The sequence below is a fragment of the Enhygromyxa salina genome (assembly GCF_002994635.1).
Lineage (GTDB): Bacteria > Myxococcota_A > Polyangia > Nannocystales > Nannocystaceae > Plesiocystis > Plesiocystis salina_B.
The window spans coordinates 12,026-36,155 of the sequence record NZ_PVNL01000102.1; the positions used below are offsets into that span (position 1 = coordinate 12,026).

The following is a 24,130-nucleotide window of genomic DNA, read 5'->3' on the forward strand; positions in this document are numbered from 1 at the left end:
GCGCGATCAAGCTCGGGTGCGCACGGTCTATACTGTTGGCACGGAGTGGCTGACATGGCTGTCACGGGCGCGTCTGAAAGTTGTGGTGCGGCGGCGGCAATGCTCGTCTCGTTAAATTTGTGCGGGTGTTTGATCGACATCAACCCGCTGTTCGTGGGTGATGGCACCGACACTCGGAACAGCGCCGCGACCAGCGTGGCTCTGGATGAGAGCAGCGGCGTTGAGAACGGCGACGGCGACGGAGACGGAGACGGCGACGGCGATGGCGACGGTGACGGCGATGGCGACGGTGACGGCGACGGCGACGGCGACGGGGACGGCGACGGCGACGGCGACGGCGATGGTGACGGTGACCCCACGACGGGCGATGGCGACTGCACCGACCCCGTTGCTCCGGGCAGCGATCAGTGCCCGGCCATCTGCACCAGCTGCAGCGGCAACGTGTGCACGATCGAGTGCACGGGAAGCAGCGTGTGCGAGGGGCTCGATATCGTATGCCCCCAGGACTACGAATGTGCAGTGATCTGCCAAGGTAGCGACGCCTGCGACACAGGCAGCGTGACCTGTCCGGAGCTCTACGCTTGCTCGCTGAGCTGCGAAGGCGGCAACGATGCGTGCGGGGACCTCCCGTTGAGGTGTGGTCAGGGCTCGTGCTCGATCACCTGCGGGGCCTCGACCAACGCGTGCAAGGGCACTTCGGTCGAGTGCGGCGCCGGAGCGTGCAGTGCGACGTGCATCGACAAGGAGAAGTCGCAGCCCGCGAGCATGCCGGGCTGCGATGCGTCGTGTTCGTGCACGCAGTGTTGACCAGCCGCGACGGGCCTCCAAGGCGGCAGCGGTCACCGAACGCCGGCGGGCGCGATGCGCCTCGACGGTGCGAGCTCACGAATCCGGCTCTCGTTGCGAGCCTGACTCATCACGACGAGCGCGAGCGTGGTGATGACGAACGCGATCGCTCCAAAGATCGGCTGGAGCAGCGAGATATATCCGATCATCATGATCAGTCCGCCGATCCAGGCGACCGACAATCCGCCCATGACCAGGTGCCCCCACAATGACCACGGCCGACGCTGCAGCGTGGCGATAGCGACCACCAGCGGAAAGATCCCGTTGAGCAGCAGAAACATCAGGGCAGGGACCGTGTAGTCGCTAAAGGCCGTGCCAACCAGCGAGTCGGTGCTCCACCCCAGATTGGTGCCGTCGGTTGCCGACAGCAACGCGACGCCGCTCAGGACGCCCCCAATCGCCAGGGCGAAGTCCAGCAAGACGATCATACCTTCGGTGATCGATATCCGGGCGTCCATTGTTGGAGCCTAGCTCTTCATGCCTATTGGCCAGCCGCAACATCTACACGTTCATGCGCGCTGGCGCGCAGGCACTGCACGGCCGATGCGACCTGGACCCGAAGTGCCAGGATTAGCGAGCGCGCAGCACCGTCGTCGGGTCAATGACACCGAGCGCCCGTCGCCACAAAGGCGCCGAGAGGGGCAGCTCGCCGCGGATGCCCGCGAGGCCCTCGTGCCAGACGTTGGTGTTGAACTCGGGCCGCTCGGGCATCGGCACGCTGGGATCACCGAGCGCGGCGGCGACGTGCATCGACGTGAGACCGGCGAGGCTGGGCGCGCGCTTGTCGAGCCGGCGGGCGAACGCCTCGCGGGTCTCGCCGTAGCGGCGCGTGAGCCCGGCGTCGCTGAGCATGTCGATCGCGGCGCGGTAGCCGACCCGGGGCAGGTGCTTCTGCGCGGCGTACCGGGGGATCACGCGGCGCCAGACCTTGGCGGCGTAGAGGACCAGCACGGCGATGAGCAGGAAGAACAGGAACCCGAACGCGATGTCGCGCCCAAAATTGCGGCGCTCGGCCGGCTCTTCGCCGTCCTCGCCGGCTTCGTCGGTCTCGTTGCGGGCCATGTCGCCCAACAGGTCGGCGAGATCGTCGTCCATCGGAGTGCCCGGCGGATCCAGGTTTTGCTGGGCGGCGATGTCGAGGATCACCCAGCCGACGCCCTCGAGGTACAGCTCGGGCCAGGCGTGGGCGTCGCTGCCTCGGATCACGATCGTGGAGCCGCGGCGCTCGTCCTCCGTGATGTGATACCCGGTGCCGACCCGGGCGGGGATCCCCAGGCTGCGCCACATGTACACGGCGGCGTGGGCAAAGTGCACGCAATATCCGATGCGATTGCCAAACAGGAAGTCACCAGTCGGCTCGGCCACGCCAGCGTGGCGCTCGGCGGTCGAGTAGGTCAGCTCGCGGTCCATCCACAGCTTGATCGCCAGCGCGCGCATGAATGGGTCTTGGCCGTACTGGGCGGGGAGCTCCTGGATCAGCTCATTGGCGAGATCCCGATAGCGCGGGTCGTCGGGCAGCGCCGTGTAAAATTGCCATTGCGCGTCGGTCCAGGTCGAGTCCCCGGGCGCGTGACCAATGAGCTGCTCGAACTCGTAGTCGGGCGCGAGCGAGACGAAGCTGTAGGCTCGCAGGAACCGCGCGGGGTTGGGGTTGAGCTCGGGCTTCATGGAGATCGCCGACTCGAGCGCGAACGGCTGGGCGTGCTTGGCCAGCAGCACCACGTCGGCGTGGACGGTGGTGTGCAGCGCCTCGGGCGGGATCTCGGGGACGTTGGTGGGGCGGGCTGGAAATCGCCGCAGGATGTCCTTGTCGACGTCGGGACGGACCGGGGCGACCAGCCGCGAGCCGTTGAAGTGTGACCACGCGTCCTGGCGAAAGTAGAACGCCTGCGTGGGCGGGCTGTAGTCGTCGCCGAGCAGGACCACGGCCATGGGCGCGGGCTTGGTGCCCTCGGACGGTTGTTGATCGAGGTTGGGCTGCTGCTGCTGCTGGCCCTGGCCGCCCTGCTGGTCTTGCTGCTGCTGACCTTGGCCCTGGCCCTGTTGGTCTTGCTGTTGCTGGCCCTGGCCCTGGCCCTGCTGGTCTTGCTGTTGCTGCTGACCGCCGCCTTGGCCCTGTTGGTCTTGCTGCTGGCCCTGGCCGCCGCCCTGGCCCTGTTGGTCTTGCTGCTGCTGGCCCTGACCGCCGCCTTGGCCCTGCTGGTCCTGCTGCTGCTGGCCACCACCGCCTTGGCCCTGCTTGTCCTGGGTTTTTTCTTGGCCCTCGCCGTCACCCTCGTCTGGCTTCTTGTCGCCGCCGGGGCCGTAGCCGCCGCTCTCCGTGGGCTTGGGTGGATCGCCGATCTGTGACTCGGTCAGGCCCAGATCACTGTTGGCCTGCGGCTGTGGCAGGCCTTCGACCTGCAACAACAGCAGCGCGAGCATCACGATGACCAAGAGCCCGCCGATCGAGGCCAGCGAGACCCGACGCTCGGACTCGGCCACCAGCAAGCTCGCGAGCACGACGACCGAGATCGCGCCGATCGTGAGCAGCACGTCGGCCGGATCATAGCCGTGCTGCCAGGCCCAGTCGGACAGCCACAGCGGCCGGGCGATCACGCCCTCGCGGTGGCTGGCGAACATCGAGGCCACGCTGGCGCCAACCACCGCGAGCTCGAGGCCGATCAGGGCCTTGTGGCGGGCGGCCATGACCCGCAGCGCGCCCGTGACCCCGAGCGCGAGCACGAAGAAGCGCAGCACCGAGCTCAGCCCCAGCGTGGCGCCGGGGCCGATCGCGGCGGGGATCACCCGGACCTCGGTCACGAGATCCGCGACCCACCAGCCGAGCCCTGCCGCAGCGACGATCGCGACGACCAGCGCGATCAGCCGGGTCTTGGTCCGCGCGAGCAGCTCACCGCTGGCGACCCCCGCGACCGCGCCGAGCATGGCCGCGACCAGCCCGGCCGAGGTCGCGATGCCCCACGCGAGCGCGAGCGCGGCCATGGCCATGGCCCCCGCGCGGATCAGGTGACGGCTGGCCCGCAGCCAGGCGAGCAAGCGCTCACCCATGGTCGTGGGCGGCTTGACCGGGCGGCCGGTGTGCTCGGCCTCGAGCCGCTCGAGCTCTTGTTGTAGTTCGCGTCGACCCATCTAGCTCGCCTGTCGTGTTCCGCGTGCGCCGGGGGTTCCGAGCGCGCTCAGGTGGCCGCCCGCGAACACCCGACCGGCGGCGCGGTCGACGACGATCACGTTGCCGATGCTGGACAGCCTGCGCACGACCTCGCCGACCTGCTCGGTGGTGACCGGGGCGGTCGCGCCGGGCGGGATCTCTGGCGCGGCCTCGCGGACGGCGAGGCGCGCCAGCCACTTGCGCTTGGGCGGTGGCGTGATCCCGTCGGTGCCGACCACGAAGTCGATCCGCCCGCCGCGGCCGCCGACGTGCTTGCACTGCTCGGTCACGCTGGCGAGCCACGGACCCGGGCGCCCGGGCACGAACACGACGGCGCGGCCGATGCTGGCTTGCTGGCCGCGCCGCTGCAAGAACGCGCCCAAGCCCTTGCCGCCGACCGGCTCTTGCACGTCGGCCGAGCGGGCGAGCACGTCGACGGCCTGATCTTTGCGGGTCGCGTCGTCGGTGCTGCCGTCGGCGCCCAGGACCCAGTCGGTCCCCAGCGCGCCGAGCTCGACGGCCAGCCGCGCCGCGCCAGCCGCTGGCTCGTCGCTGCCGCCCGCGACCAGGTACGCGCAGGTCTGACGGATCGGGCTGAGCGCGCGCTCGGGCGCCCGCACGACCAGCTGCCGGGTGCGCGCGAACACCTTCCACAGCACGAACCGGATCGGATCGCCGGGGGTGTAGGCGCGCAGATCGTAGAGTTCGCCCTCCTGTGGACCCTCGGGGTGCGAGATGTCGTCGCCGCCCGCCATGCCGCGGATCACATCCACGCGTTTGAGCTGGCCGACCGAGGGCACGAACCGGACCTTGCGCTGCTCGGCCACCCGCAGGCGGATCTGCGAGAGCCCAAAGATGTCGCCGATCTCGAGCTCGCGGATCACCGCGCCGACCCGGCCGCGCCGCGAGGCGATGACCTCTTCGCGCAGGCGGCCGCGCCGGGGCACGATGCGGACCTGGGCCTCGGGCTCGAGCCAGCGCCAGCTGATCGCCACGAACGGCAGCCAGCGCAGCCGCGGCAGCCAAAACCCGGTGGGCACCGGATACCCGCACTCGACGTCGAGCGAGCTCTCGGCCGGGCGCTTGCGCTGGCGCAGCCACAACACCAGCGCGCCAGTCAGGGTTGCGAGCAGGCCGACCGCGGCGAGCCCCACCCCGACCGCGCCGATGACCAGGAGCACCAGATCGATCCGGCCAAACCCGTAGTTGATCAGCGCGTGGCCGCAGCCCAGCGTGACCAGCAGCCCCAGCGGCGTGATCGGGAACGGGCCCATCGCGCGGGTCATGAAGTGCTTCGTCGCGCCCCAAGCCCGGCTGAGCTTGGTGTTGCGGCGCGGGGGGGCTGTCGCGGAGCGGGGCACGGGGGGCGGCGAGCGGTCGATGCTAGCAGCTATGACCCCCACGCGGCATCCGATCGGGTCACGATCCCTGCCAGAGGGGTCATCCCGGCTCCGCGGACCGACGCTGCCAGGGAGCGCAGCGACCGGACACGCGCCGCCTGCCGCCAGCGACGTGCCGAGGTTCAGCGGGGGCCAGACATGCGCCCGCGAACCAGCGGCTCCCAGGTCTGCGTGGGGTCATAGCCTGGTACGCTCGCGCGGGTGACCGCTGCGCCTCGGGCCTGGACCGTGACTTCATTCCTGTCTGTCGTGGGCATCACTGGGCTGTGTGTGACGGCCGGACCCGCGACGCCGGCCCACGCGTCGCCGACCGAGTTGCTCCAAAATCCGCTGACCTTGGACTTTCAGTGCTCGGGCTGCCACCAGTTCGAGAACAACCCGCTCGCGGAGGATCTCCCGCCCCACGCTCCGGCCGCGTACTTTGGCACCTTGATGGCCAACGCCGCCCGCGATCCGGTGTTCTGGGCCGGGGTCGCGCTGGCCTCCGACGACTACCCCGGCGAGACCGAGGACTGCATTCGCTGTCACGCGCCGCGGGCGTTCCTCGAGGGCCGCGGCGACGCGATCGCGATCGACGAGCTGATCCCCCCCGACTTCGACAGCGTCAGCTGCGAGGTCTGCCACCGGGCGATCGACGATGGCGTCACGCCGCCGGGCAACGCCCGGTTCGTGCTCGACGACACGCTCGTCGATGGCGAGCCACCGCGGCGCGGCCCGTGGGGGTACGCCGAGCCGAACGGCCCCCCGCTGCCGCCGCATCCGATCATTCAGGATCTCGAGTTTCTGCCCAGCTCGCGCGCGTGCGGGACCTGCCACGACGTCACCACCGCCCGCCCGCGCGTGGACGATCAGGGCGCGCCGATCGGCGTGAACTTCAACGAGCAGCGGACCTACAGCGAGTGGCTGGGCAGCGCCTACGCCCAGCCCGGCGACGACGCCAAGACCTGCCAGGACTGCCACATGGCGCTCGTCGAGGTCCCGGCCGCGGGCTGCATGGAGTACGAGAACGTCGGCGAGTTCGCCGAGTCCGGGGCGCGGCGACACCTGATGCTGGGCGCCAACGCCCAGGCGCTGCGGGTCATCGCGGACAATTCCCCAGGCGCCAACGGCAACGCGATCGACGTCGCGCTGGGGCTGTTCGATGAGTTCCTCGCGACCGCGGCCACGCTCGACGTGGAGTTTCCAGCCGCGGTGGATCTCTCGGTCGGGCTCGACGCGCTGGGCGTGCGCGTGACCAACCACACCGGGCACAAGCTGCCGACCGGCTACAGCGAAGGGCGGGTGATGTGGCTCGAGGTCACCGCTCGCTACGCGGGCGAGATCGTGTGGTCGTCGGGGCTGTGGGACGGCGCCGAGATCCAGGCTGACCCGCAGCTGCGCAGCTACGAAGGCGAGGCCCAGCGCTGGGCCGACGGGACGCACAATCACTTGCTGCTCAATGACCACTGGGTGCTCGACACTCGGATCCCGCCCAAGGGGTTGGTGCCGGGTATCGAGACGGATCCCGTTGGCGATCGCTACGCGCTGCTGCCCGACGACACCTGGCCGAACTACGACGATCACAGCTACGCGTTTGGGCCGGCTTCGGTCGTGGACGTGACGCCCGAGGACGCGACCGACGACGAGCTCGAGCTCGAGCTGCGGCTGTTGTATGTGATCAACACGCAGAGCTATCTGGACCAGCTGCGCGACGACAACGACGTCAATGATGCCGGGCAGGCGGTCCACGACATGTACATGGATGACGGCGGGCCCACGCCGATGGTGCTGAGCTCGGCGGCGGTCACGGTCCCGCTCACAGGGCTCGAGCAGCCGGATCCAGGCGACGGCGACGGCGACCCAGGGGACGGTGACGGTGACGGGGACGGTGATGGCGACCCCGGCGATGGCGACGGCGATCCTCCAGGCATGACCAGCGAGTCCAGCGAGTCCAGCGGGGACGGCCTCGGCGGCAACGAGGACGCCGGTGGGTGCAGCTGCGCCACCGACGGCGAGGGCGGTCCGCTGGCGCTGGGCGGGTTCTCGCTGCTCCTGCTCGGGATTCGGCGCCGCCGCTTGGCCCGGACGTGATCGATCCGCCCCCGGCTCGGCACAACCGTACCGAGCCGCCATGAAGACCTCTCGCCTACTCCTCAGCCTGTCCTTGTCGCTCTTGACCGGTCTGACCGTCGCCGCGTGCGATGCAGGCGATGCAAGCGACAGCAGCGTTGACAATCCCGAGGGGCGCGCGTGCGAGCTCGCTGGCGAGGCCGTCACCTGCGACGCCGAGGGCACGGCGTCGTACTGCGGCTTCATGGAGGTCTACGAGGCCCAGGACAACTTCGGCGATCTCTCGCAGGGGCCGTGCATCGCGGTCGACGAGGTCGAGTGTGAGCCCGGCGACTACAAGCACGAGGGGCCGACCAGCGACCCCACGGGTGACGACCTGTGCCCGGGTGTCAACTACGCGTGCCAGGTCGTCGGCGGCGAGCCCATGTGGGTCGAGCAGCTGTGCAACACCCCGCTGGTGCTGCGCTTCGACCAACGACCGGTCGAGATGATCGCCCACGAGTCCACGCCCGCGGCCACCTTCGACATCAACATGCGGGCTGACTCCTGCATCACGACGGACTGGCCGACGGCGGCGACCCCATGGCTGGTCGTCGACCTCGACGGCAACGGGAGCATCGACGGTGGCCACGAGCTGTTCGGCTCGGGCTCGCGGCTGACCAACGGTCGCCACGCCGAGCACGGCTTCGCGGCCCTCGCCGAGTTCGACAGCAACGCCGACGGCAGCGTCGACGCAAGCGACGCCCGGTTCGGCGAGCTGATGTTGTGGCGCGACTGGGACGCGGATCGCCTGTCGACCCCCGACGAGCTCGAGCCGCTCGCCAGCGCCGGGGTCTCGCGCCTCGCGGTCGACTACTGGGTCGAGACCGACTGCGACGAGCGGGGCAACTGTGGGGTCCAGCGCTCGGCCTTCGAGTTCGCTGGTGGCGTCGGCGAGGTCGTCGACATCTACCTCAGCTGTCAGTGAGCGACGTGGGTGGTGGGGCGCCGCCGCCCCACCACGCGCCATCCCGCCCGATCACGGGCGGTCGAGACCCTCAGTTCGAGGGCACGATTCGGTAGATGCTCCCGTTGGTGGCCGCGATGAACACGTCGCCCCACGCGTTGCCGCCGAACCCGGGCACGTTGCTGAACACGGGCGTGTCGAGCACCTCGCCATCGGGGTCGAGCAGGGTTGTCGCGTTGCCGTCCCAGGTCAGGGCGTCGACGCGGCCGTTGCAGTAGTCGGCAAAGAAGTAGGTGCCGCTCCACGAGGGGACCTCGCAGCTGCGGTACACGTTGCCGCCCGTGACCGAGCAGTTGTTCTGACCGTGGCCGTAGTCGTGGATCGGGTAGGTCAGGCCGTCGCCGTTGACCTGGCCCGCGGTCATCGGGCTGCCGGCCATGCACGGCGCGCCCTGGAAGCACGAGAACCCCTCCATGTCGCTCCAGCCGTGATCCGAGCCAGCTTCGACCACCGCGATCTCTTCGCGGGCGTTCTGGCCGACGTCGCCCACGTAGAGCTCACCGGTCTCGCTGTCGAACGCGAACCGCCAGGGGTTGCGGAACCCGAGCGCGTAGATCTCGGGGGCGATGTTGGGGTCGTTCACGAACGGGTTGTCGGCCGGGATCCCGTAGTCGAACGGACCGTACTGGGCGCAGCCCTCACACGAGACTGGATCCTTGTCGGCGACGCCGGTCGGCTCGACGTCGATGCGCAGCATCTTGGCGAGCAGCACATTGAAGTTGCGGCCGGTGTTGAACGCGTCGTCGGCGGCCCCGCCATCGCCCATGCCGATGTACAGGTAGTCGTCGGGACCGAACGCGATCATGCCGCCGTCATGGTTGGGGGCGGGCTGGTGCAGCTCGAGGACCACGCGCTCGCTGCCGTCGATCGCCGTGTTGCTGTTGGGGTCGATCGTGAACTCGGAGATCCGCGTCATGCTCTCACCCTGCGGCGAGTAGTTGATGTAGACCCGCGGATCGGTCGGGTAGTAGGGATGGAACGCGAACCCGAGCAGGCCAAACTCGCTCTGGGTCGTGACGTCGACGCTCAGCAGCGGATTGGGCGCGACGTCCCCGGTGTTCATGTCGACGATCAAGATCTCGCCGTTGCGCTCGACGACGTAGAGCTCGTCGGGCTTGGTCGGGTGCCCGGTCACGAGCAGCGGGTCACCGAGGCCGCTGGCGATCAGCTGGGTCGAGAACCCGGTCGGGTTGTCCACCGGGGTGTGGGGGCAGGGCGGTGCCATCGGCTTGGGGTCGCCGTCGCCATCGCCGTCGCCATCGCCATCGCCATCGCCATCGCCGGGATCACCGTCACCGTCACCGGGATCACCGTCGCCGTCGCCGTCGCCAGGATCACCGTCGCCGTCGCCGTCACCAGGATCGCCATCGCCGTCGCCGGTCGTGTCGGTGCTGCTGGTGTCAGCGGGCGTGGTGTTGTTGCAAGCGAGCGCGCCAGCGAGGGTCAGGCTCGCGAGCACGCAGGAGATGCGAAGGGCATGTCGGGTCATGGCGCAGATGGTCGCTCGCGAGCGCGCGATCGCCAATGCAGATACTCCGGGGATCACGCACAATCCATCCGCTGGGCGTACGCGGGCGTTTTGCGCCGTTTGACCGACTGGCTGCAATTCTCACGATCCGCGAGCTCGCGGCCGCCCCACACAGGTCGATTGGTGTTCGCGAGCCTTGCTATGCTGCCCCGGATGGCGCGACAAATGGTTCGGCTTGGCTTGTGGTTGGGTCCCGTGGCGAGCGTGCTCGCGCTGGCGTGCAGCGGCGGCTCGAGTGAGGGCACCAGCGACGGCGTGGGCGTGAGCCTGAGCTTGACGGGGATCCCCGGCGACGGCGACGGCGATGCCGACGGTCCCACGAGCGACGGCAACCCCGGTGACGGCGACGGTGACGGCGACCCGGGTGACGGCGACGGCGACGGCGATGGTGACGGCGCCAAGTTCGATCTCGCGACCTTGCCCGACGCAGGCGGCGACCCGGTGCTGCCGACGATCCCTGAGACCTGCGACCAGGCGCTGATGCTCGAGAGCACGGTCGGCTGTGCGTTCCACGCCAACAAGATGCAGAACTTCGAGGAAGAGCCCAGCTCGCTCGTGCTCGGCAACGTGTCGGACGTGAACATCGCGAGCATCAACGTCTACTACGGCGCGAACGGGGGCGAGCAGCTGGTCGCCGGCCCGGTCGACATCCAGCCGGGCGGCACCTACGAGTACGTCATGAACATGCCTGGCCAGCCGGGCTCGGGCTCGGTGCTGCGGACCGGCGGCGCGTTCAAGGTGGTCAGTGATCGCCCGGTCGTGGCCTATCAGCACTCGCCGATCACGGCCGAGGCCCACAACGACTCGTCCATGCTGATCCCCGATCACGCCCAGGGCAAAAATTATATCGCGGCGACCTATACCCACAATGTGTCGGGTCCGCCGTACTTCAACGTTGTCGGGATCCACGACAACACCACGGTGACCTGGGAGCCGCCGCAGGCGACCTCGGCGGGTCCGGGGGTGCCTGCGGTCCCCGCGTTTGGCATGGGCCAGGTCGTGATCAACGCCTACGATATGTTGCAGGTGGTCACGCCCAATGACATGTCGGGCACGATCATCACGACCAGCGAGCCAGCCTGGGTGGTCGCGGCGATGCCCTGCGTCAACGTGCCCAGCAACGTGACATTCTGCGATCACATCGAAGAGCAGCTGCTGCCGCTCGAGTACTGGGGCATGGAGTACGTCGCCGCTCACGCCCCGCAGCGCGGCAACGAGGACTACTACTGGCGAGTGTTCTCGGGCGCCGACGCGGTCACGATCGTCACCGATCCTCCCCAGCCCCAGACCCCGCTGGTGCTCGACCGCGGCGAGTACATCGAGTTCTTCACGAAAGACAGCTTCATCATCGAGGCCGACGGGCCGTTCATGCCCGTGCAGTATCTCGAGGGCCAAAACGGCGGCGCGGGGACCGGGGATCCGGCCTCGTACCAGATGGTCCCGACCGAGCAATACCTGTCGCGCTACGTGTTCGTGACCGGCTCGGGCTACAATCTCAACTATGTTCAGGTCACGCGGCCGCTCGGCGGCGCCGACGTGTTCGTGGATGACGTGCTCGTGGATGGCTACTACACGGTCGGTGGATTCGAGGTCGCCGACTGGGCGATCGGATCGGGCGCCCACGTGGCTGACAGCGCGGCGCCGTTCGGCGTCACGCAGGTTGGCTATACCAACGTGACCTCGTACGCGTACCCGGGCGGGCTGCGGCTGGCGAAGATCAACCCGAACCCGCAAGGGTGAGCCGGGCTCGCGTCGCAGGGTGCCGCGACGCGTAACGCTTGCGCGGACCCACGAGCGGCGCGCGACCCAAAACCCGCCCAAACTAGAGGCCAAGGAGGAGCTCCATGGCCCGATGTACGACCTGCGGAAATGACTACGAGCGCAGCTTCGAGGTGACGCTCGACAGCAAGACCTACCCATTTGATTGCTTCGAGTGTGCAATTCACATGCTCGCGCCGACTTGCGCGACCTGTGGTTGCCGGGTCATTGGGCACGGGGTGCAGCTGGGCGACCAGGTGTTTTGTTGCGACCACTGTGCGCGAGCCGAACAACGCGTGGAACGAGACGCCGGGACGACGACCCAGCGCGCGGGGGCGAGGTGAGCGGCATGGAGGCGACAAGTCGACACTCGGAGATGGACCCCGAGCCCCAATTCACCGTCAACCCCGAGCGAATGACCACCTCCGAGGCAGAGGAGGCGGCGCAGACGTTGATTCGAGACTCCTTTGATCGCTTGCGCAAGGCCATTCGCCGACGACCGCTCGCGGCGGTGAGCGGGGCGTTCGTGGCTGGCTTCGTGCTCGGCAACGGCATCCCCCGGTTCATCGCGCAGACGGCCGTGAGCATGGGCCTGCGCGCGCTGATCGAGCGCACGCTCGCGGGCGGCAGCTCGAGCGACGCCGCTGCGTTCAGCAAGTAGCTTGACCACCCCGACAACCCACAGATCGAAAGCAAGGAACTCTACATGAACCTCGACAACTTCACCGATATCTCGCGCTCGGACGTGCTTCGTGCGCTCGGCCTGGGCCCACGCGTGCGTGACTATATCTGGCCTGCGATCGGCGTGTTCGCGACCGGAGCCTTGGTGGGCGCGGGTGCAGCGTTACTGTTTGCGCCCAAGTCCGGGGCCAAGCTGCGGGCCGAGATCCGCGACGAATTTCGCTCGCAGCTCGAGGACATCGAGCGCAAGCTCGGCATGCACAAGCATCCGATCGAAGCCGACGCGGAAGAGCTCGACAAGGACGAACAGGACGATCAACACGAAGCGGCTTGATGGTCAAGTTTGCGCGTGCTCGGTCGAGATGCGCGCGCATGTGTTCCACACGGCGGCCGCAAACTCGGGATCCGAGGCCGCGGCGGCGACGGGCCGCGGCCGCAGCATGTGCAGGTATTCGCCAGCGTGGCCCTCGAGCGCGGGGGCACAGGCCAGATAGTCGACGGCCAGGCAGGCCTGCTCGGGCGACTTGAACGACAGACGCATCAGCGGGTCTAGCCACGGCCGCATCCAGCTTGGGGCCTCGCGCGCGAGGCTGCTGGCGACGGGGCCGGGACACAGCATGTGGACGGCCAGCCAGGGGATTGGTGTGGGCTGAGCTGGGAGGAGCTCGCCTGTGGCGATCAGTCGTCGCAGGTGGATCCCGAGCGCGCACAGCTCGAGCTTCGAGCGGCCATACTCGCGCATGCCGTCGCGTGCGCCGTAGTTGAAGTAGGCCCCGATCTCGTCGATCGTGGTCGGTGGGGCTGAGCGGTGGGCCTCGGAGCTGACGATCACGACGCGGGGTCGATCGGCGCTGCCGCTGGCCGGCCGCAGCACGCCGTCTTCGATGAAGCGGCGGAGCAAGGTCGCGTTGGCGAGCACGTGGACCCCAAACATGACCTCGTAGCCCTGCGCAGACGGGCGATCGCTGAGCGGCATCAACCCCGCGTTGAGCACGACGACGTCCACAGCTGTGCCGCGATCCCGCAGCGTGTCACACAGGCGATCGACGCTGTCGAGATCCGCGAGATCGACCCCGAGCATCGAGATGTTGGGGTTGCCGGTCTCGGCGATCAGCGTGTCGGCGGTCTCGGGGATCCCGCTGCGGCAGGCCAGGATCAGCGTGGCGCCGCGGCGCGCCAGCGACCTCGCCGTGGCCAGACCCAGCCCCGTGTTGGCGCCCGTCACCAGACACACGCGACCGTCCATGCGGACCGAGTCGTCGAGCGGTGAGCGGTCGGTTACGTGGGTGCGCTGGCTGAGCAGGTCGAGCACGCCGGTCAGCGTGGCCGTGATCGGGCTTTGGTGACCCACGCCGGTCGCCTGGACGTCTTCGGCGGCTGGCCTGGACCCGGTGGCGCCGCTCGACCCGGTGACTGGCGTGGCGGGCATGTCACGCAAGAACCCGAGCGCATCATTGACGGCGGCTGGCGAGAGTCCAAAGTCGATCAGCTCGTAGCGATGCACGCCGTGACGGTTGGCCTGGTTGGCGCCGTCGTGGTCGCGCATGCTGGCGACGACCGGGGCCGTGAGCTCGAGACCGGCGGCGGCGTAGATCCGTCCGACCTCGCGGATCGGATCCTCGAGCAGGTCGGCGTAGCGGACGTCACACACGCGCAGCTGCCCGCGCTCGCGGACCGAGCTGGCGCGTTGGCCGACGTGGCGGAGCTTGGCGAGCCAGTGGCGCCCGACCTCGGCGGGGTCGACCTCGTCGCTAAAAATGCCGCGGGCGTGGGCCACCATGCTGCAGAACGAGGCGGTGGTCGCGAGGGGATCACGGTGGGTCTGGACGACCGTGAGATCCGAGAACACGGCCGCGAGGGTGTCGAGGTGCTCGAGGTGGTGCGGCGTCTTGAGCACCCACCGCCTGGCCGGCCGCTGCCACATGAGCAGCTTCATGCAGCGCGCCAGGTACTCGTACGCAAACCTGGGATCCTGCGCCTGGGCCCACGCCGCGTAGGTGGGCACGTGCATGATCGACTCGGGGGTCTGGCTGAGAAAGCACAGATCCAGCAGCAGGATGTCCTCTTCGGGGGCTTGGTGCTCGATCGGATGAACCGCGAAGAAGTCGGGGGCCATGTAGCTCGCGGCGCCCTGCGCGAACCGGGCCCGACGGATCCGCGTGGCGGTGCCCGTGCGACCCTCAGCGGGGGTTGGCGCCGGACACAGGGCCTCCCACGAGCGCAGCGATCGGGTGTCGGGATCGGCGGCGAGCAGCCGGTGCAGCTTGGTCGTGCCGGTTCGTTGAAAGCCCGCAATTGCGATCACGGGCCCCAACTCGATGTCGTTGATCTCGGGGTGCGCCGTGAACAGCTGCTCGATCCGCAGGCGGGTCACCAGCGCCTCGACGACCCGGGTCCGCTGGACCAGCCCGCCGAGGGTGTTGAGCTGGGCCTCGTGGGTCATCGACCACAGCAGCTGGCGCAGCGGCTCGCGGTAGCGGGGGTCGCCAAAGTTCGCCAGCCCGGTGTTGTCGCGTGCGGTCTGCTCGAGCTCGTCGATGTCGAACCCACGGCTGCCGACCGCTCCCAAGCTCGCGGCCAGCTGCCCCGCGCGGTTGAGCCAGCGCAGCGGCGCGGGTCGGTGCGGGTTCTTGTAGTCGCGCGAGGTCTCTCGCATGGTCATGACAGCACCTCGCGCTTCAGCTGATCCAGCGTGACCACGCGGGTGTTCGGTTGCGGGTGTCGCTCGGCGCGGACCCAGCGAAAGCACATCGTGCCCGACTCGTGGTTGAGCGTGCGGATCCAGTTGGGCAGGCCTGGATCGGCGTGAGCGACCACGATCCGGACCGAGCCGTCGCTGGCGTAGTGGGCGCTGTGCTTGTTCACGTGGACTTGAAAGTTGCGGTAATCGAGCGACTCCATCCAGTAATTGTTGAGCTGGAAGTTCCAGTGCTCACACGGGGGCGGCGTGACCTCGATGACCAGGGCCTGGTCGGGCGCGAGCGCCCAGTGCGAGTGATAATAGACAATGTTGGGATCGCCGCCCGCCGCGGTCGAGCGCTCGGGGTCGAACAACGGCAATGTGTTGCTGTGCGACTTGAAGTCCCGGGCCCACTTGGCGAACAGCAGCGAGGCCCCCGCGACCAGCGTGCTGGTCGCGCGCAGGCCCTCTTCGAGCATGGCTGGGGTCAGCGGCTGGGGTGTCGCGTCCATGTCGATACACTCGATCGTCAGCTCCGCGGGCTGCTCGTTGGCGCGATCCAAGAAGGTCTGGCGGACCACCAAGGTCCCGCTCTCGGGCGTCATCGGCAGCCAATTGCCCGGGTGCGGCGTCGCGCTAATGATGATCTCGAAGCTGCCGTCGTCCTCGACGTGCAGCTGCGATCCCTCGATGTAGCCGGTCGGTGGCATGCCGCCGCCCTGGCCGTAGTGGCCGATCATGCTGCCGAAGCTCAGGTACGCGATGGTGTTGCGCTGGCCGCGAATCCGGTACTCGAGCGCGCCGCTGATCCGGGCCGTCTGATAATAGTTGTCCGGGTTGTCGCTGCCCATCTTCACGGTCTCGTGGACCACGCGGTGCAGCACCGGGCGCGCAGGGTCGGCGTATTCGACGAACGCCTCCAGCCCTGCGCGGGTCAGCCGGGTCAGGTAGCGGTAGCCCTCGGCCTGATCGAAGGGGGTCTGCGGTGTGCCCGGAAAGCTCAGCGACGCGCCGGCTGCCTTGAGCGTGTCGCAGAACTCTGCCCAGGCCTGGCCGCTCACGATCCGCGCGGCGGCCTGGTCTTCGGGGGTCTGGCCGCGCAGGTTCATCCACCAACGCGACGCCCGGCGGTATTGATCCAAGGCGGAGATGAGTGTTCGCCTCATTGGCGCTGTGTACCACGAGCGTGGCTCGGTTGATCTCGGTGACCCGATTTTGGATGATCGCGCGATGAGCAGCGAGATCCTCAGTCGCGCCGCCGCCCTGCGAGCCTGGGCATGCCATCAGGGCTTTGGCTCGAGCGCGACTCACAGCCCGCAGACGATCGTGGCCACGCGCGGCTGGGTGCGGACCCTGGGCGGGGCCGATCCCTACTTCGGGTTGTTCGCTCGCGGGGCGCAGCTCGAGCTCGCGCCGATCTCCGCGGCCGTGCAGGCGGGCGAGCTGCGCGTGACGCCTGCGGTCCGCGGGTGCATGTATCTGGTCGCGGCCGCGCACGCGGACCTGGCCCTCAGCGTGGCCCACCACGGCAGCCAGGTCCGGAGCCAGCGGGACATCGAGAAGGCTGGCGGCACCGCCAAGCAGATCGACAAGACCGCGAAGGCGATCGTGCGCGCGCTCGAGGCTGGCCCGCAGACCACCGCCGAGCTGCGCAAGGGGCCCGCCGCCAAGGCGATCGTCAGCTTTGGTGACAAGGGCAAGAAGGTGGGCTCGACCTCGTCGCTGCCGGTCGCGCTGCGCCAGCTCGAGTTCGACGGCGCGATCGAGCGGACCCCGATCGACGGCCGCCTGGACACCGAGACCTACCAGTGGTCCGTTCGCCAGACCAAGCTCACCAAGCACGCGCCCGCGGACGCCGAGCGGGCGATCGCCGCGATGTTCTTCGAGCATCACAGCCCCGCGAGCTTCGAGCACTTCGTCGCCTGGTCCGGGCTGGGCAAGAAGGTCGCGAAGGCGGCCATGGCCGAGCTCGATCTGGTCGAGGTCGAGGTCGAGACCCACGCCGACGAGCCCGAGAAGATGTGGGCGACCGTGGCCGCCATGAAGCTGGCGTACAGCAAGGCCAAGCCCAAGGGGGTCGCGCTGCTGGGGCTACAGGATCTGTACCTGGTCGTGCGCGGCGGGCCATCGAGTGTGTGCCCGGCCGCCCACCTGGATGTCGAGATCCCGCGCTGGGGTCCGATCGGGGGCGGCTCGATCCGCGCGACCAAGCACCCGCACCTGCGCGCGCTGCTCGTCGACGGGATGCTCGCGGGGTTTTGGGACGTGAACGCGCGCATGGACGAGCAGGTGCTCGCGTGGCTCGACACCCCAAGCAAGACGGTCGCGCGCGCGGCCGAGCGGCAAGTCGCGGGGTTGCGGAGCTTCATGGCCGCGGAGCTGGGCCACTCGAAGATCTACTCGATCGACAGCGACGCGAAGATCGACGCGCGCTTCGAGCTGGTCCGCGGGCTGGGCAGCTGAGCTTGTACACTGCTGGGATGAACTGTCGCTGGAGTTCTCGCTGGTGTGTCTCGGTGCTGGGTCTGGCGCTCGCGGTCGCGTGCGCGGACGAGCCTGCTGGGGAAGGTGAGGCTTCGACGGAGACCGAGACCGGTGGTGATGGCGACGGTGATGGCGACGGCGATGGCGATGGCGATGGCGATGGCGATGGCGATGGTGATCCGGGCGACGGCGACGGCGACGGCGACGGAGATGGCGGCGTCGCCTGCAGCGGTCACGTCGAGCTGTGCGATCGCCCCTACGACGAGGTCGTGTTCGCCGGCACCCACAACGCCCACGCCGCGACCGACGAGGGCTTCTCGCAGTTCAACGCCAACCACAAGCAGGGCATCCCCGCGCAGCTGCAAGACGGCGTGCGGGTGATGCTGCTCGACACCTATTACGACGCCGACGATCCCAGCGAGATCGTGCTGTGCCACGGCCCCTGCAACCTGGGCTCGACGCCGCACCTGGAGGTGCTGACGAGCATGGTCGACTTCCTGCACGACAACCCCGGCGAGCTGCTCACGCTGATCTACGAGGACCACGTCGACGCCGCGGACCTGGCCCTGGACTACGAGGCGACCGGCGCGATCGACCTGGTCTATGCCCACGAGGTTGGTCAGCCGTGGCCGACGCTCGGCGAGCTGGTCGACGCCGACACCCGCTTGATCGTCACCGCCGAGCAGGGCTCACCGCCGCCCGCGTGGCACCACAACGTCTGGGAGGTCGGCTGGGACACCCCGTATGGACCGATGGATCCCGCTGAGCTGTCGTGCGAGCTCAACCGCGGGTCGAGCGACAACGACCTGTTTCTGGTCAATCATTGGGTCAACAACGACATCGGCCTGCCCTCGGCGGCCGACGCCGAGGTCGTCAACGAGTATGAGTTCTTGCTGGCGCGGGCCCAGGAGTGCCAGGCGCTGTGGGACCACGCGCCAAACTTCTTGGCGGTGGACTTCTACGAGCGCGGCGATCTGTTCGCGGTGGTCGAGACGCTCAACGGGTTTTAAGACGGGTCGCAGACGCCGTTGCAGAAGCTCTCGACCACGCCCGTACGCAGGAATTGCTCGACCGTCAGGATCGCGTTGGGCACGTTGGCGAGGGCCCCGTGCGGGTCGCTCCCCTCGGTCATGGGCACGTTGGCGAGGGGGATCGGCGGCAGGCCAAAGTCGTACTCGATGAACGCCGACCCCGAGTACGGCTGCTCGACCTGGTCGATCCCAAACAGCGGACGATTGGCCGGGTTCACCTGGGGGATCCCCAGCTCGCGGGCCATCAGGTGGGTGCCGAAGTTCGTGACCAGGTGATCGCCGATCGCACCCAACATCAGGACCTCGTGCGGTCCGGTGCCCGGGAGTGGATCGCTGATCACGTGGCGCGAGAACCCGGTTGGCTCGGACCGATCCCACAGGATCTGGATCAGCTCGAACGCGATGCGCATGTCCAGCTTGTCGCCGTAGGCACCGTTGGTCAGGGTCGCGAGCGGCGTGAACGCCTCGCTGCGGTCGAGCAGCAGGCCGTAGGGCTGACCGGGGACCGCGAGCACGCCGCGCTCGACGTCGGTCGTCAGGGCCATGTAGGTCGAGCCCATGATCCCGCCCAGGCTGGCCCCAAAGAAATAGCTGCGATCCGTGTCGATCAGCAGCGGCTCCATGCCGGGGCCGACGAGCTCGGGCGCGTCGGCGAACGACTCTCGCATCATTCGCATGGCCGCGAGTCCGTTGAACGCGCCTTGCCCGAGACGATCGACGATCGTGACAAAGTCGTCGACCCGCCCGGTCTGTAGCACACTGGCGATCTGGCCGAGATCCTCGTTGGAGAGGCCCAGCCATGTGGTCGCAAACACCACGAAGTTATAGTCCGTCGCCAGGTCGCGCAGCAGCGAGTCGTCGACGTCCTCGTACGAGCCAAACAGCCCGTGACCAAACTGCACCAGCCCGGCCGGCTCGCTGAACGCCGAGGTCGGGATCAGGACCATGAACGGGTACTCGGTGGTCGTGTTCGGCTCGGGCAGGCCGTCGGCGCCGAACGTGAACCGCCCCGCGGGGCCGGGCTCGTCGAGATACAGCGGCACCAGCAGATCGCCCGTCACCCGCATCGCGATGCCCGGCGACGGATCGACGTCGATCTTCACGATGTTGAACTGTGGCCCGGCGTCGAACATCGCCAGGCCCTCATCGCGGACGTGGACCATGCGATCGGTGATGTTGGCGTCGCTGGCGGTCGTGAAGTCCCACGCGAGCTGCAGGTCGGCGCGTCCGATCCCCGCGTCGCCCAGGCGCAGGAAGATGTCGGCGTACAGACCCCGGCGCGCCTCGATTGTCTCGTCGTCGCTGGGGCTGATGTCACGCAGGGCGGCGAACCCTGGGCTGGCTTGGATCGGCGTGCCGCCTTGATCGACGAGACCGCGAATCGCGACAATGTAGCGGGAGTTCGGATCGAGCCGCACCGCCGGGCGGATCATGAACGCCCGGCGCCCGTCGTCGCCGTGCGACATGTCGAGCTCGGCCCAGTGGGGCACGCGCGCGCCCGTGTCTGCGTTGAGCACGATCGTCGGCGAGTCGTCGGCGAGCGAGGCTTCGATCGTGATCGGCGTGGGCAGGCCCTGGAGCGAGACGCCCGGGAAGTAGGCCAGCAGCGTGCTCGCAGGGGAGAACCCGTCGCTGTCCACCCACGCGTCGGGATCGGGCTGATAGCCGTTGCTCTCGGGCACGAGCGCCCCGCTGAACGCCAGCCGCCGACCGGTCGGCGAGTCGGGGTCGTCGATCGAGAACACATTGTTCGGATAGGGGAATCCACAATAGTCGGGGAGCAGGGGATCGCAGTCGAGGGTCGGCCACGCGACGTCGGGATCGACCTCGGTGCTGTCGCCGTCGCCGTCGCCGTCGCCCGTGGTGCCGCCCGTCTCGGTCCCGGTGTCGCTGGTGTCTGCGATCTCGTCGTCGGTGCAGGCGAGCAGTAAGGTCAGCGAGCTGGCGAGGAGCAGGGTTCGAGGCAAGACAGGCGAGGTCATCGGCGCAGCATCGCACTAGCGCGGGCGGCGGGAAACCCCGGAGGAATCCTGGATTCACATCCACTCCTCAGCTGATCCCCGGCCAGCCGCCGCAGCCTCGACACGCCGCGCGCCAGCAGTTGCCCAACCGCGCCCACCCAGCACGTAGCGCTTGGCGGCCGCCGCCGCTCTGATAGGTTCGGGCCCCCGGTGCCGGAGCACACCCATGCCCGTCGACGTCATCTTCCTCGAACCCAACTTCCCCCGAAACCAGCGGGAGTTTGCCCGCGCGCTGCATGCCGTGGGCGCGCGCGTCACCGGGATCGGTGAGCGGCCCAAGGAGTATCTCGACGACGAGATGCGCCACTGGCTGAGCCACTACGAGCAGGTCAGCAACGTCACGGATCCGACCCAGGTCGAGCGGGCGGTTCGCTTCATGCAGTCCAAGATCCGCGTGGACCGGCTCGAGGCCGCCGTAGAGGCCCACGTGATGTGTGCGGCCAAGGTCCGCGAAGCCTGCGGGATCCCGGGGACGTCGGTCGAGACCACGTTCTTGTGCCGCGACAAGCCGGCCATGAAAGAGGCGCTGCGCAAGGCCGGGGTGGCGTGCGCCCAGTCGATCGGCTCGGACGACGCGCGGGAGATCCAGCAGTTCGTCCAGCAGATCGGCTACCCGGTGATCGTCAAGCCGCGCGACGCCGCGGGGGCGGCCGCGACCTACCGGTGTGACGACGACGCGTCGCTGGCCCAGGCGCTGCACGAGAGCGGCGTGGGTCAGGGCCACAGCGTGGCGGTCGAAGAGTTCATCGAGGGCCACGAAGGGTTCTGGGACACGATCACCGTCGGCGGCACGGTCGTGCACGAGTTCGTGTGCCACTACTATCCAAGCGTGCTCGAGGCGATGCGCTCGCGCTCGGTCAACCCGCAGTTCATCTGCACCAATCGGGTCGACGCGGCCGGCAGCTACGACCAGGTCAAGGAGATGGGCCGCAAGGTCATCTCCGCGCTCGGGATCAAGACCAGCGCCACCCACATGGAGTGGTTCTTCGGTCCGAAGGGGCTCAAGTTCAGCGAGATCGGCTGCCGCCCGCCGGGCGTCGGCGCGTGGGATCTGTACTGCGCGGCCAACGACGTCGACATCTATCGGGAGTGGGCCGAGGCGGTGGTGTGGCGGACCCAAAAGCAGACTCTGTCGCGTCGGTTCTCGGCGGGGATCGTCGCGCTGCGCCCCGATCGCGACGGTCGGATCGTCGGCTACGAGGGCGTGGACGCGGTCGAGCGCGCGTTCGGGCAGTGGATCATCGACTCGCACTTTCCGGCCGCGGGCACGCCCACGGGGCCGGTCGGCGCGGGGTTCATGGCCAACGCGTGGATCCGCATGAAGCACCCCGACTACGACGAGCTGCGACGCATGCTCGACCTCGTGGGCCAGACGGTGAAGGTTCGGGCAGCTTGAGCGTGGCGATGGCGACCCCCGCACCCCGTCCCCGCGACGTTGTCCTGCTCGGCGCCCAGCGGTTTGACTCCACGCTCGGCTCGGTCGTGCGTGGGCTCGAGTGCGACGGCCCGATCGCGCTGATCACCGCCGGCTGGCGCGACCGCGAGGACGAAGACGAGGAGCTGCGCAACCACCTGGCCTGCAAGACCGTGAACCTGCGCCTGTATCACCGCAGCGACGAGGTCAACGCCCGCGACGGCGATCTGGCCAAGGCCCACCGGGCCAAGCAGACCACGCTGCGCCACAAGCAGGACTTCTACCGGATCCGGCTCGAGCACGAGCTGGCGGCGAACCACGTGATCCGCCAGCGCCGCGCGCCCGCCGAGGTCCTCATGGAAGAAGAGGGCGCGTCGGTGGCCGCGATCCGGGCGCTCGACGCCTACCACCTGACCCAGTGCGAGCGCGTGCACCAAGAGTTCGAGCAGGCCGAGGGCCTGTACGAGCGGCCCGTGATCAAGGAGCACCGCGAGCAGATCGCCGAGGCGCTCGCGGGCTGCAACGCGGTGGCGATCGCCGGGGGCCACGTCGCGGCGCTGCTCAACCGCATGCGCCTGTTTGGGATCCGCGAGCTGTTGACGGATCAGCGGGTGTTCGCGTGGTCGGGCGGCGGCATGGTGGTCAGCGAGCGGATCGTGCTGTTTCACGACTCGCCGCCGCAGGGGCCGGGCGCGTCGGAGGTCCTGGGCTCGGGGCTGGGCCTGGTGCCCGGCGTGGTCGTGCTGCCGCACCCGCGCACGCGCCTGCGGCTGGACGACCCCGGGCGCGTCGGTCTGCTCGCGCGCCGGTTTGATCCGGCCCAGTGCCTGGCGTTCCCCGAGGGCGCGCACGTGACCTTTCATGAGGGCGCGCTGGTGCGGCCGTCAGCGATCACGCGCCTGTGCCCCGACGGCTCGTGCACCCTGCTCGAGGAGCAACCGTCATGACCAGCGCGATCCGAGAGCTGCTCGCGGCCGGGCCCGAGGCCAACATCGACGAGTGGATGAAGGGCCGGAGCTTCCCGCTGGTCGAGGGCAAGAACGCGACGCTGGTGTGGCGCGGCGACGCCGACGAGGTCCGCCTGCGCCACTTCATCTTTGGGCTCGAGACCTCGCAGCCGCTCGCGCGGATCGAGGGCACCAACCTGTGGTACCTGGAGGTCGAGATCCCGCCGCGCTCGCGCGTCGAGTACAAGCTCGAGGTTCGCCGCGGCGACAAGAACGAGTGGATCCGCGACCCGCTCAACCCTCACCGCGCGCATGATCCGTTCGGCGCGAACTCGGTGCTGCAGGGCGCAGGCTACGAGATCCCGGTGTGGACCCGGCCCGACCCCAAGGCCCGCGCGGGGCTGCTCGAGCCGTTCTCGATCCACAGCGAGGCGTTTGGCGAGGCCCGCACCGGGCACCTGTATCTGCCGCCGCGGTTTCGCAAGACCCGGCAGTACCCGCTGTTGGTGATCCACGACGGCTCCGACTACATGCGCTTCGCGGGCATGAAGACGGTGCTCGACAACCTGATCGAGCGGCTGGAGATCCCCGCGTTGGTCGCGGTGTTCATCGACTCGCCCGATCGCCTGCGCGAGTACGCCGACGACGAACGCCACGCCCGGTTCGTGACCGAGGAGCTGTCGCCGCGGCTCGCCAAGCGGCTGCCGCTGCTCGACACGCCCAAGGGTCGGTGCCTGATGGGCGCGAGCTTTGGCGGGGTCGCGGCGCTGTCGACCGCGGTCCGCTACCCGAACTACTGGGGTCGGCTGCTGCTGCAGTCGGGCTCGTTCGCGTTCACGGACATCGGCCACCAAAACCACCGCGGGCCGCTGTTCAACCCGGTCGTGCGGTTCATGAACGCGTTTCGCGAGGACCCCAAGGCGATCAGCGAGCGGGTGTTCGTGAGCTGCGGCGTGTACGAGTCCTTGATCTACGAGAACCGATCTCTGGTACCGTTGCTCGACGAGACCGGCATGCAAGTGCGCTTTGTCGAGGCCCGCGACGGACACAACTGGGAGAACTGGCGCGACCGCTCGCGCGAGGGGCTCTCGTGGCTGTTTCCCGGCCCCCTGCTGATGATCTACGAGTGAAAGAAGG

At 68.7% G+C, this 24,130-nt stretch carries 19 protein-coding genes; 12 read left to right on the top strand and 7 right to left on the bottom strand.

Annotated elements, in window-relative coordinates:
* The first annotated feature begins 129 nt into the window (after positions 1 to 129).
* Positions 130 to 807 (top strand): hypothetical protein, encoded by a 678-nt coding sequence (locus tag ENSA7_RS44160; RefSeq protein ID WP_181234099.1) that lies wholly within the window; start codon positions 130 to 132, stop codon positions 805 to 807.
* Positions 808 to 839: 32 nt separating this feature from the next.
* Here ENSA7_RS44160 and ENSA7_RS25565 read toward each other — a convergent pair whose 3' ends face one another.
* The 3 genes from ENSA7_RS25565 to ENSA7_RS25590 all read right to left on the bottom strand — a co-directional run bounded on the left by ENSA7_RS25565 (position 840) and on the right by ENSA7_RS25590 (position 5,355).
* Positions 840 to 1,304 (bottom strand): hypothetical protein, encoded by a 465-nt coding sequence (locus ENSA7_RS25565; RefSeq protein WP_146158120.1) that lies wholly within the window; start codon positions 1,302 to 1,304, stop codon positions 840 to 842.
* A 112-nt stretch (positions 1,305 to 1,416) separates the two neighbouring features.
* On the bottom strand, positions 1,417 to 3,975 hold the full coding sequence (locus ENSA7_RS42490; RefSeq protein WP_146158121.1) for a transglutaminase-like domain-containing protein: 2,559 nt from the start codon (positions 3,973 to 3,975) through the stop codon (positions 1,417 to 1,419).
* Positions 3,976 to 5,355 carry a DUF58 domain-containing protein gene (locus ENSA7_RS25590; RefSeq protein WP_106091972.1) on the bottom strand — a complete coding sequence of 460 codons (1,380 nt, stop codon included), beginning with the start codon at positions 5,353 to 5,355 and terminating at the stop codon, positions 3,976 to 3,978. It abuts the gene before it with no gap.
* A 240-nt stretch (positions 5,356 to 5,595) separates the two neighbouring features.
* On the opposite strand from ENSA7_RS25590, the gene ENSA7_RS25595 reads away from it, so the two are divergent.
* Positions 5,596 to 7,464 (top strand): MYXO-CTERM sorting domain-containing protein, encoded by a 1,869-nt coding sequence (locus ENSA7_RS25595; RefSeq protein ID WP_146158122.1) that lies wholly within the window; start codon positions 5,596 to 5,598, stop codon positions 7,462 to 7,464.
* Between the two features lie 40 nt (positions 7,465 to 7,504).
* Positions 7,505 to 8,410, top strand: a complete 906-nt coding sequence (locus ENSA7_RS25600; RefSeq protein WP_146158123.1) for an SPM autocatalytic domain-containing protein — start codon at positions 7,505 to 7,507, stop codon at positions 8,408 to 8,410.
* Between the two features lie 70 nt (positions 8,411 to 8,480).
* On the opposite strand, the gene ENSA7_RS25605 is transcribed toward ENSA7_RS25600, so the two are convergent.
* Positions 8,481 to 9,938, bottom strand: coding sequence for a PQQ-dependent sugar dehydrogenase (locus tag ENSA7_RS25605; RefSeq protein ID WP_181234100.1), 1,458 nt, complete (start codon positions 9,936 to 9,938; stop codon positions 8,481 to 8,483).
* Between the two features lie 192 nt (positions 9,939 to 10,130).
* Here ENSA7_RS25605 and ENSA7_RS25620 point away from each other — a divergent pair, with 192 nt between their 5' ends.
* The 4 genes from ENSA7_RS25620 (at position 10,131) to ENSA7_RS25635 (ending at position 12,750) form a co-directional block, all read left to right on the top strand.
* Positions 10,131 to 11,717 carry an IgGFc-binding protein gene (locus tag ENSA7_RS25620; protein WP_181234101.1) on the top strand — a complete coding sequence of 529 codons (1,587 nt, stop codon included), beginning with the start codon at positions 10,131 to 10,133 and terminating at the stop codon, positions 11,715 to 11,717.
* Between the two features lie 104 nt (positions 11,718 to 11,821).
* Entirely contained in the window at positions 11,822 to 12,079 is a 258-nt protein-coding gene (locus ENSA7_RS25625; protein WP_106091978.1) for a metallothionein, read from the top strand.
* Positions 12,080 to 12,111: 32 nt separating this feature from the next.
* On the top strand, positions 12,112 to 12,396 hold the full coding sequence (locus ENSA7_RS25630) for a hypothetical protein (protein WP_106091979.1): 285 nt from the start codon (positions 12,112 to 12,114) through the stop codon (positions 12,394 to 12,396).
* Between the two features lie 45 nt (positions 12,397 to 12,441).
* Positions 12,442 to 12,750, top strand: coding sequence for a YtxH domain-containing protein (locus tag ENSA7_RS25635; protein WP_106091980.1), 309 nt, complete (start codon positions 12,442 to 12,444; stop codon positions 12,748 to 12,750).
* Between the two features lie 3 nt (positions 12,751 to 12,753).
* Here ENSA7_RS25635 and ENSA7_RS25640 read toward each other — a convergent pair whose 3' ends face one another.
* Positions 12,754 to 15,078 (bottom strand): SDR family NAD(P)-dependent oxidoreductase, encoded by a 2,325-nt coding sequence (locus tag ENSA7_RS25640; protein ID WP_106091981.1) that lies wholly within the window; start codon positions 15,076 to 15,078, stop codon positions 12,754 to 12,756.
* Positions 15,075 to 16,205 carry a DUF1214 domain-containing protein gene (locus tag ENSA7_RS25645; RefSeq protein ID WP_443655664.1) on the bottom strand — a complete coding sequence of 377 codons (1,131 nt, stop codon included), beginning with the start codon at positions 16,203 to 16,205 and terminating at the stop codon, positions 15,075 to 15,077. Before ENSA7_RS25645 ends, ENSA7_RS25640 begins: the two co-directional genes overlap by 4 nt.
* A 121-nt stretch (positions 16,206 to 16,326) precedes the next feature.
* On the opposite strand from ENSA7_RS25645, the gene ENSA7_RS25650 reads away from it, so the two are divergent.
* Together ENSA7_RS25650 and ENSA7_RS25655 are read left to right on the top strand one after the other, a co-directional pair.
* Complete coding sequence (locus ENSA7_RS25650; protein ID WP_181234102.1) at positions 16,327 to 17,559, top strand: DNA glycosylase AlkZ-like family protein; 1,233 nt, start codon at positions 16,327 to 16,329, stop codon at positions 17,557 to 17,559.
* Positions 17,560 to 17,576: 17 nt separating this feature from the next.
* The gene (locus ENSA7_RS25655) at positions 17,577 to 18,590 is read left to right on the top strand and encodes a phosphoinositide-specific phospholipase C-related protein (RefSeq protein ID WP_146158125.1); all 1,014 of its coding nucleotides are present in this window, start codon (positions 17,577 to 17,579) and stop codon (positions 18,588 to 18,590) included.
* Here ENSA7_RS25655 and ENSA7_RS44165 read toward each other — a convergent pair.
* Positions 18,587 to 20,593: a hypothetical protein gene (locus tag ENSA7_RS44165; protein ID WP_181234103.1), complete on the bottom strand. Its 2,007-nt coding sequence runs from the start codon at positions 20,591 to 20,593 to the stop codon at positions 18,587 to 18,589. The two genes, ENSA7_RS25655 and ENSA7_RS44165, sit on opposite strands and share 4 nt — an antisense overlap.
* 205 nt (positions 20,594 to 20,798) lie before the next feature.
* Between ENSA7_RS44165 and ENSA7_RS25665 the strand changes: the two genes are divergently transcribed.
* The 3 genes from ENSA7_RS25665 to ENSA7_RS25675 are packed head-to-tail and all read left to right on the top strand — an operon-like array spanning position 20,799 to position 24,123.
* The gene (locus ENSA7_RS25665; protein WP_106091984.1) at positions 20,799 to 22,028 is read left to right on the top strand and encodes an ATP-grasp domain-containing protein; all 1,230 of its coding nucleotides are present in this window, start codon (positions 20,799 to 20,801) and stop codon (positions 22,026 to 22,028) included.
* 8 nt (positions 22,029 to 22,036) lie between these two features.
* On the top strand, positions 22,037 to 22,993 hold the full coding sequence (locus ENSA7_RS25670; protein WP_146158126.1) for a type 1 glutamine amidotransferase family protein: 957 nt from the start codon (positions 22,037 to 22,039) through the stop codon (positions 22,991 to 22,993).
* A complete protein-coding gene (locus tag ENSA7_RS25675) occupies positions 22,990 to 24,123 on the top strand; it encodes an alpha/beta hydrolase-fold protein (protein WP_106091986.1) in 1,134 nt (377 codons plus the stop codon). The genes ENSA7_RS25670 and ENSA7_RS25675 overlap by 4 nt, the downstream gene beginning before the upstream one ends.
* The last annotated feature ends 7 nt before the right edge of the window (positions 24,124 to 24,130 follow it).

What these genes read in the sequence shown, in the direction of transcription:
- ENSA7_RS25565 (WP_146158120.1), bottom strand. Translation starts at nt 1,304, where the DNA reads ATGGACGCCCGGATATCGATCACCGAAGGTATGATCGTCTTGCTGGAC.
- ENSA7_RS42490 (WP_146158121.1), bottom strand. Translation starts at nt 3,975, where the DNA reads ATGGGTCGACGCGAACTACAACAAGAGCTCGAGCGGCTCGAGGCCGAG.
- ENSA7_RS25600 (WP_146158123.1), top strand. Translation starts at nt 7,505, where the DNA reads ATGAAGACCTCTCGCCTACTCCTCAGCCTGTCCTTGTCGCTCTTGACC.
- ENSA7_RS25605 (WP_181234100.1), bottom strand. Translation starts at nt 9,938, where the DNA reads ATGACCCGACATGCCCTTCGCATCTCCTGCGTGCTCGCGAGCCTGACC.
- ENSA7_RS25620 (WP_181234101.1), top strand. Translation starts at nt 10,131, where the DNA reads ATGGCGCGACAAATGGTTCGGCTTGGCTTGTGGTTGGGTCCCGTGGCG.
- ENSA7_RS25625 (WP_106091978.1), top strand. Translation starts at nt 11,822, where the DNA reads ATGGCCCGATGTACGACCTGCGGAAATGACTACGAGCGCAGCTTCGAG.
- ENSA7_RS25630 (WP_106091979.1), top strand. Translation starts at nt 12,112, where the DNA reads ATGGACCCCGAGCCCCAATTCACCGTCAACCCCGAGCGAATGACCACC.
- ENSA7_RS25635 (WP_106091980.1), top strand. Translation starts at nt 12,442, where the DNA reads ATGAACCTCGACAACTTCACCGATATCTCGCGCTCGGACGTGCTTCGT.
- ENSA7_RS25640 (WP_106091981.1), bottom strand. Translation starts at nt 15,078, where the DNA reads ATGACCATGCGAGAGACCTCGCGCGACTACAAGAACCCGCACCGACCC.
- ENSA7_RS25645 (WP_443655664.1), bottom strand. Translation starts at nt 16,205, where the DNA reads ATGAACCTGCGCGGCCAGACCCCCGAAGACCAGGCCGCCGCGCGGATC.
- ENSA7_RS25650 (WP_181234102.1), top strand. Translation starts at nt 16,327, where the DNA reads ATGAGCAGCGAGATCCTCAGTCGCGCCGCCGCCCTGCGAGCCTGGGCA.
- ENSA7_RS25655 (WP_146158125.1), top strand. Translation starts at nt 17,577, where the DNA reads ATGAACTGTCGCTGGAGTTCTCGCTGGTGTGTCTCGGTGCTGGGTCTG.
- ENSA7_RS44165 (WP_181234103.1), bottom strand. Translation starts at nt 20,593, where the DNA reads ATGACCTCGCCTGTCTTGCCTCGAACCCTGCTCCTCGCCAGCTCGCTG.
- ENSA7_RS25665 (WP_106091984.1), top strand. Translation starts at nt 20,799, where the DNA reads ATGCCCGTCGACGTCATCTTCCTCGAACCCAACTTCCCCCGAAACCAG.
- ENSA7_RS25670 (WP_146158126.1), top strand. Translation starts at nt 22,037, where the DNA reads ATGGCGACCCCCGCACCCCGTCCCCGCGACGTTGTCCTGCTCGGCGCC.
- ENSA7_RS25675 (WP_106091986.1), top strand. Translation starts at nt 22,990, where the DNA reads ATGACCAGCGCGATCCGAGAGCTGCTCGCGGCCGGGCCCGAGGCCAAC.